Source organism: Candidatus Methylomirabilota bacterium (genome assembly GCA_035260325.1).
Taxonomy (GTDB): Bacteria; Methylomirabilota; Methylomirabilia; order Rokubacteriales; family CSP1-6; genus AR19.
This window is the reverse complement of sequence record DATFVL010000092.1, coordinates 1-12863: the sequence shown is the minus strand read 5'-3', so window position 1 is coordinate 12863 and position 12863 is coordinate 1. Positions and strand designations below refer to the sequence as shown.

The window sequence follows — 12863 nt, the reverse complement described above, 5'->3', positions numbered from 1 at the left end:
CACGAGACCCGCCACGTCCCCGCCGAACCGGGCGAAGGCGACCAGGTTGATGTTCACCGCGTTGAGCATCAGCTCGATGCCGAGGAGGATGCCGATCGCGTTGCGCCGCGTGAGGACGCCGAAGAGGCCGATCGCGAACACGAGCGCCGCGAGCGTGAGGTAGCCGTAGAGGCTCATCAGTCCTCGGTCCGCGCAAAGTAGAGGGCGCCGAGCAGCGCGACGACGAGGAGCACGGCGAGCAGCTCGAGCGCCGCCGCCCAGGGGCCGAGCAGCGCCCGCCCGATCGCGGGCATCGTGTCGCCCGGGGGCGCCGGCCGCGCGCCGCCGAGGGGCGCTTGGATGAGGAACCCCGCGACGCCGACGAAGAGCGCCGCGGCGACGATGGCGCCGTTGACGACGTGCCGGCTCGTCTGCGCGATCCGCTCGCCGACGAGCCGCTCCGTCAGCATGATCGCGAACACGACGATGGTCACGACGCCGCCCGCGTAGAGCAGGAGCTGGACGCCGAAGAGGAACGGCGCGTCGAGCAACAGGAAGACGACGCCGGTCGCGACGAGCGCGGCGGCGAGGTAGAGCACGGCGTGGAAGAGGTTGGGCGTGAGCACCACGGCGAGACTCGAGGCGACCAGGACGGTCGCGACGACCCAGAAGCCCACGGCCTCGAGCGTCACTCGGCGGGCTCCTTCGCTTCTCCTTTGGCGACGCCCTCGGCGGCCTTCGCGGGCTTCGGCGGCGCCTGCATGTCGCGAAGCCGGTTCCCCGTGGCCCACGACGGCTCGAACTCGAGCCCGAGCGCGTGGAGCCGGTCCTTGTCGAGGAGCAGCTGGCGGCGGTCCGCGGTGGCCAGGTCGAAGGTCTTCAGCATGATGATCGCGTCGGTCGGGCACACCTGCACGCACAGCTCGCAGAACTCGCACGCGTAGAGCTCGAGCGTGAACGTCTTCGCGAAGTTCCGCTTCTCGGCCTTGAGCATCTCCACCTTGATGACCTGCGGCGGGCAGATGTACTCGCAGAGCCGGCAGCCGATGCAGTTCTCCTCGCCGGTCTCCCCGTCGTAGGTGAGCGCCAGGATCCCGCGGAAGCGGTCGGGGTACGCGCGCTGGACGTCGGGGTAGCGGAGCGTCACCGGGGCGCGGAAGAAGTTCCGGAGCGTGACGCCCATGGCGCGGCCGACGGCGCCGACGAGCTGCCCCAGCTCCTTGAAGACGGCGGGCGGCCGCCCGGGGCCGTTACCCACCGGCGCCCCCCGTGGCGACCCAGAGCCCGGTCGCGAGCAGCAGGAGGAGCGACGCGGGCAGCAGGAGCTTCCACGAGATCGCGAGGATCTGGTCCACGCGGATCCGCACGAAGGTCCACCGCACCCACGTGACGAGCAGGAAGACCAGGATGGCCTTCACGAGGAACCAGACCGGCCCGAGCCACGCCGGGCCGGGCCCGAGCCAGCCGCCGAGGAACAGGAGCGCGCCGAGGAAGCTCGTCCCGAGCATGTGGGCGTACTCGCCGAGCTGGATGAGGGCGAACTTCATGCCGCTGTACTCGACGCGGAAGCCGGCGACCAGCTCCGACTCGGCCTCGAGGATGTCGAACGGCACGCGGTTCTCGGCGGCGAGCGTCGCGATCACGAACGCGACGAACGCGAGCTGGCCGAGCACCGGGTACGCGACGAACCAGAGGCCCTGCTGCGCGGCGACGATCGCGGAGAGCTGGAGCGAGCCCGCCAGGAGGACCGGCACGAGGGCCGCGAGGACGAAGGGCAGGTCGTACGAGATGATCTGGTTCACGGCGCGCATGGCCGAGAGGAGCGCGTACTTGTTGTTCGAGCCCCAGCCGCCCATGAAGAGGCCGACGATCTCGAGCGACGAGACCGCGAGGAAGAAGAGCACGCCGATGTTCAGGTCGGCGACGCCGAGCCCCGGCGCGAAGGGGATCGTCGCGAAGATCAGGATGCACGGCACGAGGAAGACGACCGGCGCCAGGTTGTAGACGCCGCGGTCCGCCGACGTGGGGATCACGTCCTCCTTCATCATGAGCTTGAGCGCGTCGGCGATCGGCTGGAGCCAGCCGTGCGGGCGGCCGACATAGTACGGCCCGATCCGGGACTGCATGCGCGCGGCGAACTTCCGCTCGAGGAGCGTCACGTAGGCGACGAGCACGAGGATGGCATTCAGGACGATGAACGCCATGAGCGCGTGCCACGCGAGCGGCGGCATCACCGATCGACCTCGCCGAACACCGGGTCGACCGAGCCCATGATCGCGACGACGTCCGCGACCTTGTGGCCGGGGATGATGTGTGGCAGCACCGCGAGGTTCGAGAACGAGGCGCCCCGCCACTTCATCCGGTACGGCTTGGGGCCGCCGTCGGACACGAGATAGCAGCCCACCTCGCCCCGCGCGCCCTCGATGCGCGTGTAGGCCTCGCCCTTCGGCACCCGCACCTGGCCCACCGACTTCACGCCCGGCCGCGACGAGATCGGCCCCTCCGGCAGGCCGTCGAGCGCCTGGCGGACGATCTTGATGGACTCGCGGAACTCGACCATCCGCACGCGGTAGCGCGCGTAGCAGTCCCCCGCCGTCTCGACGGGCACGCGGAAGTCGAAGTCCCCGTACGAGGAGTAGGGCTCGGCGCGGCGGACGTCGTAGTCCACCCCCGAGCCGCGGATGAGGGGCCCCGAGACCCCGACCTCCTGCGCGAGCTCGCGCGAGATCACGCCGACGCCCCGGGCGCGCGCGAGGAAGAACGCGTTGCCCTCGAGCATCGCCTCGTACTCGTCGATCCGCTGCGCGATGACGTCCAGCGTCTCGCGCACCTTCCGGTCCCAGCCCGCGGGCGCGTCGTAGCGGGTCCCGCCGGGCTGGTGGAAGCCGTAGAGGAGCCGGGCGCCCGTCAGCTCCTCGAAGCGGTCGAGGATCAGCTCGCGCTCGCGGATGCAGTAGAGGAAGACCGTCGCGCCGCCCCCGAGGGCGCCGCCCATGTCCATGCACCAGGTGCCGAGCCAGAGGCAGTGCGACGCGATCCGCTGCAGCTCGGCCGCGATCACGCGGAGATACTGGGCGCGCTTCGGCACCTCGAACTTGCCGAGCTTCTCGACCGCGGAGACGTAGGCGAGCTCCGACGTCATGGCGGCGACGTAGTCGGTCTTCGACGCGATCGAGGGGTACTGCACGTACGTGAGCGTCTCGCCGAGCTTCTCGTGGCAGCGGTGGAGGTAGCCGATCACCGCGTCCACGCCGACGACCGTCTCGCCCTCGAGCGTCAGGATCGCGCGGAAGACGCCGTGGGCGGACGGGTGCTGCGGCCCCATGTTCATCGTGAGCCGCTCGCTGCCCGCGTAGCCGATCTCGACGGTCTGCCGCGCGGCGACGGACATCTAGCGCATCGGGGAGACCGCGGTCGGGTTCAGGATCACCGACCGCATCTCGGCGAGCAGCGGCGCCGACGCGGCGAGGAACTTCTGCCACTCGGGGTCCTTCAGCGCGCCGCCCCGCACCTCGGCGCGGTGGTTCAGGTCACGGTAGGCCCAGAGGTGGACGACCTCGTTGAGCTGGCCCGCCTCGGTCTGCCAGAGGCCGACGTTCTTCGAGTACTTCTCGCGCACCGGCATGATCGCCTTGAAGTGTGAGAGCCACTCGGCGGCCTTGCCGGGGTGCGCGCGGTACCAGCGCAGCTCGTAGACGTGCCCCGCGTCCGCGGGCGGCTTGAGCGGCAGCACCGCGGAGAGGATCTTGTTCTCCTGGGCGAGCAGCATCGGCCGGATCTTCGGCACGTACCCCTTCGTCCACTCCTCGTTCTTCATGAGCTCGGCGCGCAGCCGCTCACGCTCGTCCATGCTCGGATAGTTCCAGAGGTGGACGTACTGGTTGAGCAGCCCGAACTCGGTCGTCCACCCGCCCTCCAGCTTCCCGTACTTGTCGCCGCGCATCGGCCGGCCGACCTCCGCGTTGAGCTTGAGGTACTCGCCCTGCTTGCCCGGCACCAGCGTGTAGGTCCTGAGCTCGTAGATCATGCGCGGCTCCTCCCGTGGCGGTTCATCGGTACGGCGCGTGGGGCGTGTCGACGGCGTAGTCCTTCCGGAGCGGGTAGCCCTCCCAGTCCTCCGAGAGGAGGATGCGCCGCGGGTCGGGATGGCCCTCGAAGATCACGCCGAACATGTCGTAGCACTCGCGCTCCATCCAGTCGGCGCCGCGCCAGACGGCGACGAGCGACGCGCAGCGCGTCTCCCCGGGGCCGAGCTTCGTCCGCAGCGTCAGGACGAGCTTCGCGTCGAGGTTCTCCACGCGGTAGAGCACCTCGAGCCCCTGCTCCTTCCAGTCGATCGCGGACAGCCAGTTGAAGTAGGCGCAGCCGAGCTCGTCCTTCGCGAAGCGGCCGAACGCGAGCCAGCGTTCGCGCGGGAGCGCGACGGCGAGGCCGCCGCCCTCGGCGGCCGGCTCGACGCCAAACCTCTCCCGGATCCGTGCGGTCGCGTCGGCGCTGGTCATGCTCACCCGCGGTCGGCGGCGGTGGAGCGCTGTCCGGTCTTCTGGAACTCGGCGACCTGCTCCTTCAGCTTCAGCAGGCCGTACATCAGCGAGTCGGGCGTGGGCGGGCAGCCGGGGACGTAGACGTCGACGGGCACGACGCGGTCCACGCCCTTCACGACGTGGTAGCCGTGGCGGAACGGGCCGCCGGAGTTCGCGCACGAGCCCATCGAGACGACCCACTTCGGGTCGGGCATCTGATCGTAGATCCGCTTGAGCATCGGCGCCATCTTGATGGTCACCGTGCCGGAGACGATCATGAGGTCGGAGTGGCGCGGCGAGGCCCACGGCACCATGCCGAACCGCTCCACGTCGAAGCGCGACGCGAAGGTCGCCATCATCTCGATCGCGCAGCACGCGAGACCGAAGGTCACGGGCCAGATGGACGACTGGCGCGCCCAGTTGAAGATCTTGTCGGTGGACGTCGTGACGATCCACCCGCCCGGCATGTGATGGATCGCGTCCGCGATCGAGGCCAGCGCGTTCGACGTCTTGTCGTCGGTCGCGCGCTCCTGGTGGTACTTCTCCCACTCCTGGAGGTCCTTGAACTCGCTCCACCCCGGCGGCGGGACCTGAGGCAGGGGCGCCTTCACTTCCACTCGAGCACGCCCTCCCGGTACGCGTAGAGCCAGCCGAGCCCGATGATCCCGACGAAGCCCGCCATCGGCCAGAACGCGCCGAGCCCGAGCGCCTTCAGCACGAGCACCCACGGGAAGAGAAAGACGAGGAGCGCGTCGAAGACGATGAAGACCAGGCCGACCAGGTAAAAGCCCACGGGGAACTGGACCCACGCCGGGCCGATCGGCACGGCGCCGCACTCGTAGTTCATCAGCTTCACCTCGTCGGGACGGCTCGGCCGGAGGAACCGCGCCACGGCGAGCGACACGGCGGCGAAACCCACGATGAACAGCGCGAAAATCAGCACGGGCAGGTAGCCCGACACGAGTCCTCCTTCACGACGCTCCGGACCGCGAGTATAACACGCAGCGTCGCGCGGCGCGGCCGACAACGGCGTTGACCGGCGTCGCACCTATCGTGGTAGACTCGCCGGGATGCGGGTTTTGGTGGTCGAGGACGAGCCCGACCTCGGTGACGTGTTCCGCGATTTCCTGCTCGAGCTGGGTCACCTGCCGCTCGTCGTGCGCACCGCGGAGGCGGCGCTCGGCCAGCTCCGCTCGGAGCGCCCGGACGCGATCATCCTCGACATCCACCTGCCCGGCATGAGCGGGCTCGAGTTCCTGCAGCTCCGTCCCGTGAAGGAGCTCGGCGTGCCGATCGTCGCCGTCTCGGGCGTCGTGACCGAGAGTCAGGCGCGCGAGTGCCTGCGCCTGGGCGCCACCGACTTCGTCGGCAAGCCCGTTCCGCTCGACCGCCTGAGCGAGGTCCTGATGTACCTCGAGCCGGCCGCGATGAGCCGGCCCCTGGAGAGCGCGCCGCGCGCCGACCGCCGGCGGCTCCCGCGCACGCCGCTCGCGATCCCCGTGCGCGTCGTCGGATACAACGGCGCGGAGCACCACGCCACCACCGTCGAGCTGGGCGCCATGGGGATGAAGGCGCGGCTCGCCGTGGCCCTCGAGCCGCGCAGCGTGGTCAAGCTCACGTTCACGCCGCCCGACGGCGGCCCGGCCATCACGGTCATGTCGCTGGTGATGCGGGTGGACGCGGACGGCCACGCCTTCGCGTTCGTGAACCCCGAGCTCGCCGAGGTGGAGCGGTTGAAGGGTCTGGTGCAGCGCCGCGTCGGCGTCTAACGCGCGAGCGTCTCCGCGGCCAGCGCCGCGGCCTCGGCCTCCCCGTCGGGTCCCTGCAGCACGAGCGTCCGATACCGCGCCGCGAGGGTCCGCGCGCCCTCGAACCCGCCGCCGTTCGCCGCCTCGCGCTCGGCCGCGCGCTCGACGCCCTCGAGCAGCCGGTCGAAGTGCCCGGTCATGCGGCGCCGCACGTCGCCGTAGCCCTTCACGAGCTGCGCGGCGCGCGCGACCTCGCGTGCGAGATCTCGGTCCCGGGCCGCGCAGCGGGCGACCGCCGCGAGCCAGCGCTCCATCCGCGCGTGCTCCTCGTGCGCGCGGTATGAGATCGGCCGCAGCGGGCGCAGGAGCGCCAGGCACCAGACGCGCAGGTAGCCCGTCACGGTCGTCGTGCGCACGTGCTGCCCGAAGGTCGGCCGGCCGCGGGGCCAGCGCCGCTCGGCCCAGCGCGCGAACGGCGCCACGAGCCGGCGCGGCAGGATGCCCCAGATCTCGTCGAGGTCGGGCTTCAGGTAATCGGTGACGACGATCTCGCCCCGCCCTACGCCCTTCTCCCGCCGGATCCGCTCGAACCGGCTCCAGCGCGTCTTGAGCTGTCCCACGCGGATCGCGTCCTCGTACGTCATCCACACGGCGAGGCTCCGCGCGAGGATGCGCAGCAGCTCCGGATCGCCGAGCGCGACGAACGGTCGCAGCCGCTCGAGGTACCGTCCGGCGTACGCGCGGTCCTGGTAGTCCGTGAGCCGCGGGATGGCCTGGCGGAGCGTCGGGCGAAGCTCGTCGGGAAAGCCCGCGATCACGCGCTCGACCTCGGGCTCGCTCCGCGCCGCGGCCGCGGGGACCGCGGGGGCAGGGACGGGGTCCCGGGCGAGTGGGGTTCCGAAGCCCGGCGACCCCGCCCCTGCCTCCGCGGTCGGCTCGAGCCGCTGGGCGGCCGCGAGCCCGGCGTCGAAGCCGCGGAGGTTCGCGTCCACCTGGACGCCCTTTTTGCGGATCGCCTCGCGGAACGCGTCGGCGCGGATCGGCAGCGCGCCCGAGGCCGCGAGGGCGCCGAGCAGGACGGAGTTCGCCTCCGTCCCATGCTCGCGCGCGAGCGACAGCGCGTCGAAGGCGTAGAGCTCGCGCGCGAAGGCGCGCGCCGCGCGCCGGAGATCTTCCTCCGGGTAGATCCCGTACCCCGTCGCGATCTTCTCGTGGATCGAGTAGAGGCGGTGCGTGCTCGCGACGATCGTGGTGCGCGCGGGCGACGGGAAGCCCAGCTCGATCATCCGCCCGACCTCGAGGAACTCCGCGGCGAGGAGCACGTCGAGCGCGCCCGGCACGGGGTAGAGCGAGAAGACCGGCGGCTCGGCGTCGCGCTCGGCGCAGAGCTCGACGTAGTAGGTGGTCGAGCCCGTCCGCTGGGCCACGCCCGGGATCGAGGTGCCGTGGACCGGATAGCCGTCGAGCAGCGCCGCGTCCACGATCCAGTCGAGGAGGACGCCGCCGCCCTGGCCGCCGACGGCGGGGATGAGGACGCTCAGGAGCCGCGGGTCATTCACTCGCTCGCCTCGCTCGGCGGGGCCCCAGCCCCGCGACGTGCTGCGGCTCGCACCGCCATCACACCGTGACGGCGGCGAGGCGGCGGATCACCGCCCGGCGGGCGCCGGCCACGAGCCGCGTCCAGCGCGTCGGGTTGGCGACGACCTTCACCTCGTAGAACGACGGGCAGAGGACGGCCGCGTGGGCGACCTCGCCGCACACGCCGCAGCCGACGCACGTGTCGTCCACGTGCGCGACCGGGTCGTCGCGCAGCGGATCGGGGTTGTCCCGGAGCGTCAGCGAGGGACAGCCGTTCAGGCGCATGCACGAGTGGTCGCCCGTGCAGACGTCGGGATCGATGCCGAAGCGCGGCTGGACGACCTCCTCGCCCGCGGCGATCGCCTTGCGCGCGCGCGGCTTCTCGCGCCGCTGGCGCTCGAGCATGCACTCGTTCCGGGCGATGATGACCTTGAGCCCCGGCACGCGCGTCGTCAGCGCCTCGCGCAGCGTCTTCATCACCTCGGCGATGCGATAGGAGTTGACGGTGCGGATCCACTCGACGCCGAGGCCCCGGAGCGCGTCCGGGATCGGCATCCGCACCGGCTCGTTCCGGGCATTGGTCCCGGTGGAGGGCACGTGATGCTGGCCCGTCGCGGCGGCGTAGAAGTTGTCGAGGATCACCAGCACCGAGTCCTGCTTGTTGCACACCGCGTTCGCGACGCCGTTGGTGAGGCCGTTGTGCCAGAAGCCGCCGTCGCCCATGAACGAGACCGTCCGCTTGCCGAAGAGCGGCGCGACGGCGCTCGACGACGCGAGCCCCATGCCGTAGCCGAGGACCGAGTTGCCGACGTTGAACGGCGCCTGCGTGGAAAAGGTCGAGCAGCCGATGTCGGCCGACACGTGGGTGTCCCCGATCTCGGGCTCGCGCTGGCGCAGGATCTTCATCGCGCTGAACACCGGCCGCTCGGGGCAGCCCGTGCAGAACGACGGCGGGCGCTTGGCGACCGGCTGCGGCAGGACGGCACGGATCTGGGACTGATGCGCGGTGAGCGCGCGGTAGCGGTCCTCGATCGCGGCCGAGGACTGCGACGTGAGCCCGGCGCCGGTGAGGAACCGCCGGAGCCCGCCGATCACGAGCTGCGGGACGTACTCGCCGTGCGGCGAGAAGACGTCCTTGCCGTGGATCTCGACGTCGAGCCTCGCCTCGTGGGCGAACGCCCCCAGCTCGCGCTCGATGTAGTTCGGCATCCCCTCCTCGACGACGAGAACGCGGCGCTTGCCGCGCAGGAACCCGATCAGCTCCTCGGGCACGAGCGGGTGGATCGCGTTCAGGACGAGCAGCGGCACCGGCGTGCGGCCGCGCGCGTCGGCCAGGCCGAGCACGTGGAGCCCGCGGAGCGTCGTGTTCCAGAGCCCACCCTGCATGACGATGCCGAGGTGGGCCTCGTCGCCGGGGAAATGCTCGTTGAGCCGGTGCTCGACGATGTAGCGGCGCGCCGCCGGCAGCCGCCGCTCGAACTTCTGCGCCTCCATCTGGTAGGTGAACGGCGGCAGGTTGATCCGCTCCGGGCTGAAGCTCGGCGCGCCGAGCGGCGAGAGCATGCTGACCGCCGGGCGCACGTTGTCCTTGCACCGGAGCGTGCCGCGCATGTGGCAGGCGCGGATCCTTATCGAGAAGAAGACCGGCTCGTTGCACGCCTCCGAGAGGCCGAAGCCCTCTTCCACGAAGCGCGCGAACGACTCGAGGCTGTTGCGCGGATCGAGGAGCGGGACCGACGACTTGAGCGCGGTCGAGTGCGTGCGCTCCTGGAGGATGGAGGCGCCCTCGCCGTAGTCCTCGCCGATCACGATCAGCGCGCCGCCGAGGACGCCGGCCGACGCGACGTGCGAGAGCGCGTCGGAGGCGACGTTGGTGCCGACCACGGACTTCCACGTGACCGCGCCGCGGATCGGGTAGTTGATGGACGCGCCGAGGAGCGCCGCCGCAGCCGCCTCGCTCCCCGACTGCTCGAAGTAGATGCCGAGGGGCTTCAGGACGGGCTCGTACGCGTCGGCGAGGACGTCGATCAGGTACGAGACGGGCGCGCCGGGGTAGCCGCCGACGTAGCTGACGCCGGACTGGAGGAGGGCCTTCGTGATCGCGAGGATCCCCTCGCCGCGCAGGACGTCGCCCGTCCCGTAGGCGAGCTGCTTGACGTCCTCGGCGAAGGATAGCTCTCCCATGGCGGCTGTAGTTTACTACGTCCGTGGACGTCGTGATCCGCCGCGCCCGGCCCGCGGACGCGCGTGCGCTCACGCGCGTCGCTCACGCGGCGAAGCGCCGGTGGAAGTACCCCGAGGCGTGGATCGCCCGCTGGCGCGACGCGCTCACCGTCACGCCGGCGTTCGTCGAGCGCCATCCCGTGCGGTGCGCGACGCGGGGCGGCGCCGTCCTCGGCTTCTACGCGCTGGCCGGCACGGGCGCCGTGCGCGAGCTCGAGCACTTCTGGGTGCTGCCCGCGCACATGGGCCGCGGCGTCGGCGCGCGGCTCTTCGCCGACTGCGTCGCGACGCTGCGCGCCGATGGCGCGCGCCGGCTCAGGATCGCGTCGGATCCATTCGCCGTGGGCTTCTATCTGAGGATGGGCGCGCGGCGCGCGGGCGAGTCGCCCTCGACGCCGCGCGGAAGGACGCTGCCGCTTCTGGTGTATCGGATTTGAGGCATTGACCGGGCGGCGGGCGGCGCGACGCTGGAGGTGTGGAGACGCCGCGCCCGACGCGGGAGCGGAGGAAACCGCCGCCCTACGTGCCCATTGACGCTGAGTTGCTGAGACGGCTTTATGTTGATGAGGGGCTCACGGTCGATCAGATCGCCCCTCGGCTCGGTTGCGCGACCACGACAGTCTTCCGCCGGCTTCGACGGTTCGCCATTCCGGTCCGGCCGATCCCACTCGGCCGAATGGATACGAGTGACATCAGCTGGAGTCCTGAGGTCGCGTATGCGGTCGGGTTGATGGCGACCGACGGAAATCTTTCTGGGAAGAAAGGGCAGATGTCCTTGATCTCCAAAGATCTCGATCAAATCGAGACGATGCGCCGATGTCTTCGACTCGGCGCTCCGATCTCGCAATGCCGACATAGGACCGGAAGGCTGTATCACAGAGTGCAGTGGTGTGATCGCGGCCTCTACAACTGGTTCCTCAGTATCGGGCTCACGCCTGCGAAGAGTCTCACCTTTGGGCCGATCGACGTTCCGGACGAGTTCATGGCTGATTTCGTGCGGGGGTGCATCGATGGCGACGGATCCATCAGAACGTGCACCGATCGATATAACGTGCCCAAGAAGGATTCATACATCTACGAGCGACTCTATGTGTCTCTCGTGTCGGCAAGCTCCGCCTTCGTCGAGTGGATTCGCGTTGCGGTAAAGCGCACGTGCGGAGTGCGCGGGAGCCTGACGGTGAGAACCGCGGCACGACGCCACCCTATCTGGTGCCTAAAGTATGCGAAGCGTGAATCTGAGCGATTGCTCGCCTGGCTCTACTACTCGCCCTCCATCCCGTGTCTAGCCCGTAAACGGATCCGAGCGAAACCGTTCCTTCCCGTAATGCCACAGCGAGGTCATCGCGGTATGCTTGGGACTCGAGTGTGTTGGGGGAGTGGCGAAGCTGGAAACCGCGTGGCGCTCAAAACGCCATGCCCGCAAGGGCTTAGGGGTTCGAGTCCCCTCTCCCCTACCAACTCCCTTCCTTGACAATCTTCCGCGCCGCCCTGTAACGTGAGCGTTCGCGTGGGGCTGTAGCTCAGTTGGGAGAGCACAAGGCTGGCAGTCTTGGGGTCAGGGGTTCGAATCCCCTCAGCTCCACCAAACAAAACCGCGCGGTTACTCAACACCGCGCGGTTTCATACTTCTGGCCAGTGCCTAAATAGTGCCTATCGAGCTTCAGCACGCAGCGCTGACGCTGATGCCCTCTCCAGAGTTCGCATTGCCTCCTTCAGATACTCCGGCGCGAGGTGCTGATATCGGAGGGTCATCCGCGGGTCCCGATGGCCGAGGATCTCCATCACCGTTCGTTGAGAGACACCGCCCATGGTCAGCGTGCTGGCCGCGTCGTGGCGAAGGTCGTGGAAGTGGAGATCTCGGAGTCCGAGCCGCCGAACGAGGCGAGCAAAGCTGCGGGACACGACGTGAGGATCTCGCTCGGGGAACACCCGCGTCTCCGGGTCGAGGCCGCGTGGCAAGACAGCCAGCGCAACAGCCAACGAATCGTTGAGGGGGACCGCGCGACGATCGCCGTTCTTCGTCTTCGGAAACGTGATGAGCCGTCGCTTCAGATCGACGTCGGCCCAACGCAGCCGAACCAGCTCACTACGCCGAGCGCCCGTCTGGAGGGCCGCCAAGATGTAAAGCCGTAACGCTGGGTTTGCCTCCCGAAGTAGCAGTTCTCGCTCTTCCGGCGTCAGGTAGCGGACCCGTCCGGGATTCTCCTTCATCTTCCGCACTGGCTGTGCCGGGTTGTGCTTCAGGTACTTCCAGGCGACCGCGCGACCGAGCAGATGCTTCAGGCGCCCTAGCTCCTTGTTCGCTGTCGAGGGCTTCACCCTCGTGACGCGCTCCCCATACCAGCGCTCGATGTCGTCCTGGCGGATCGCCAAGAGTTTCAGCGAGCCGAACCGCGGAAGGATAGTACGGTGGACGCTGCCAAGACTCAGCTTCGCCCATAGCGGCGCGATCGTCGGCGCGATCGTCGGCCAGTAGATCCGCTCGAAGAAGTCACCGAGCCGGGTGCCCTCCTCTCGTACGCCGAGCGCCTCGCCTTTGGCGATCGCCGTCATTGTGTTCCGATATCTCAGCTTCGCCGTCTGGTAGTCCGGTGCCGCCTTCTTGCGGTGCCGTTTCCCTTCGGCGTCGTAGTAGTCGATCCACCACCACCCATTGCGCTGAAACAGTCCGTCTCGGCGCCCGCGCTTGCGCCGGCCCACTGGGCGTCTCGTCTCACTTCCGGGTTGACTTGACGTCGCGAGGTGCTCTCGAGCTCCGTCGATTCCGCCGGCCATCGGATTTCTCCTTGTTCGGTGTAGCCCTTTATCCAGG

General features: G+C 69.5%; 14 protein-coding genes and 2 tRNA genes. 4 read left to right on the top strand and 12 right to left on the bottom strand.

The features are described 5' to 3' along the window. From nuoK to VKG64_06490, 9 genes are all read right to left on the bottom strand, one after another. Window positions 1-177: NADH-quinone oxidoreductase subunit NuoK (gene nuoK, locus VKG64_06530; protein HKB24695.1), on the bottom strand; the 177-nt coding region annotated here is incomplete at its 3' end. Beyond that, window positions 177-671: an NADH-quinone oxidoreductase subunit J gene (locus tag VKG64_06525; protein ID HKB24694.1), complete on the bottom strand. Its 495-nt coding sequence runs from the start codon at window positions 669-671 to the stop codon at window positions 177-179. The genes nuoK and VKG64_06525, both read right to left, overlap by 1 nt. Next, window positions 668-1237 carry an NADH-quinone oxidoreductase subunit I gene (locus VKG64_06520; protein HKB24693.1) on the bottom strand — a complete coding sequence of 190 codons (570 nt, stop codon included), beginning with the start codon at window positions 1235-1237 and terminating at the stop codon, window positions 668-670. Before VKG64_06520 ends, VKG64_06525 begins: the two co-directional genes overlap by 4 nt. Beyond that, window positions 1230-2210 (bottom strand): NADH-quinone oxidoreductase subunit NuoH, encoded by a 981-nt coding sequence (gene nuoH / locus VKG64_06515; protein ID HKB24692.1) that lies wholly within the window; start codon window positions 2208-2210, stop codon window positions 1230-1232. The genes VKG64_06520 and nuoH overlap by 8 nt, the downstream gene beginning before the upstream one ends. Next, the gene (locus tag VKG64_06510) at window positions 2210-3370 is read right to left on the bottom strand and encodes an NADH-quinone oxidoreductase subunit D (protein HKB24691.1); all 1161 of its coding nucleotides are present in this window, start codon (window positions 3368-3370) and stop codon (window positions 2210-2212) included. Before VKG64_06510 ends, nuoH begins: the two co-directional genes overlap by 1 nt. After that, entirely contained in the window at window positions 3371-4006 is a 636-nt protein-coding gene (locus VKG64_06505) for an NIPSNAP family protein (GenBank protein HKB24690.1), read from the bottom strand. A 22-nt stretch (window positions 4007-4028) separates the two neighbouring features. After that, window positions 4029-4481, bottom strand: a complete 453-nt coding sequence (locus VKG64_06500; protein HKB24689.1) for an NADH-quinone oxidoreductase subunit C — start codon at window positions 4479-4481, stop codon at window positions 4029-4031. 2 nt (window positions 4482-4483) lie between these two features. After that, the gene (locus VKG64_06495; GenBank protein ID HKB24688.1) at window positions 4484-4969 is read right to left on the bottom strand and encodes an NADH-quinone oxidoreductase subunit B family protein; all 486 of its coding nucleotides are present in this window, start codon (window positions 4967-4969) and stop codon (window positions 4484-4486) included. 140 nt (window positions 4970-5109) lie between these two features. Beyond that, entirely contained in the window at window positions 5110-5463 is a 354-nt protein-coding gene (locus tag VKG64_06490) for an NADH-quinone oxidoreductase subunit A (protein HKB24687.1), read from the bottom strand. A gap of 109 nt (window positions 5464-5572) precedes the next feature. Between VKG64_06490 and VKG64_06485 the strand changes: the two genes are divergently transcribed. Then, window positions 5573-6271, top strand: coding sequence for a response regulator (locus tag VKG64_06485; GenBank protein HKB24686.1), 699 nt, complete (start codon window positions 5573-5575; stop codon window positions 6269-6271). On the opposite strand, the gene VKG64_06480 is transcribed toward VKG64_06485, so the two are convergent. Then, window positions 6268-7809: an indolepyruvate oxidoreductase subunit beta family protein gene (locus VKG64_06480; GenBank protein ID HKB24685.1), complete on the bottom strand. Its 1542-nt coding sequence runs from the start codon at window positions 7807-7809 to the stop codon at window positions 6268-6270. The two genes, VKG64_06485 and VKG64_06480, sit on opposite strands and share 4 nt — an antisense overlap. 58 nt (window positions 7810-7867) lie before the next feature. After that, on the bottom strand, window positions 7868-10012 hold the full coding sequence (locus VKG64_06475; GenBank protein HKB24684.1) for an indolepyruvate ferredoxin oxidoreductase subunit alpha: 2145 nt from the start codon (window positions 10010-10012) through the stop codon (window positions 7868-7870). 23 nt (window positions 10013-10035) lie between these two features. On the opposite strand from VKG64_06475, the gene VKG64_06470 reads away from it, so the two are divergent. The 3 genes from VKG64_06470 to VKG64_06460 all read left to right on the top strand — a co-directional run bounded on the left by VKG64_06470 (window position 10036) and on the right by VKG64_06460 (window position 11636). Next, the gene (locus VKG64_06470; GenBank protein ID HKB24683.1) at window positions 10036-10488 is read left to right on the top strand and encodes a GNAT family N-acetyltransferase; all 453 of its coding nucleotides are present in this window, start codon (window positions 10036-10038) and stop codon (window positions 10486-10488) included. Window positions 10489-11421: 933 nt separating this feature from the next. Beyond that, a tRNA-Leu gene (locus VKG64_06465) sits at window positions 11422-11508 on the top strand. 52 nt (window positions 11509-11560) lie between these two features. Then, window positions 11561-11636 (top strand) — tRNA-Ala (locus tag VKG64_06460). A gap of 65 nt (window positions 11637-11701) precedes the next feature. On the opposite strand, the gene VKG64_06455 is transcribed toward VKG64_06460, so the two are convergent. After that, entirely contained in the window at window positions 11702-12751 is a 1050-nt protein-coding gene (locus VKG64_06455; protein HKB24682.1) for a site-specific integrase, read from the bottom strand. Window positions 12752-12863: the final 112 nt, after the last annotated feature.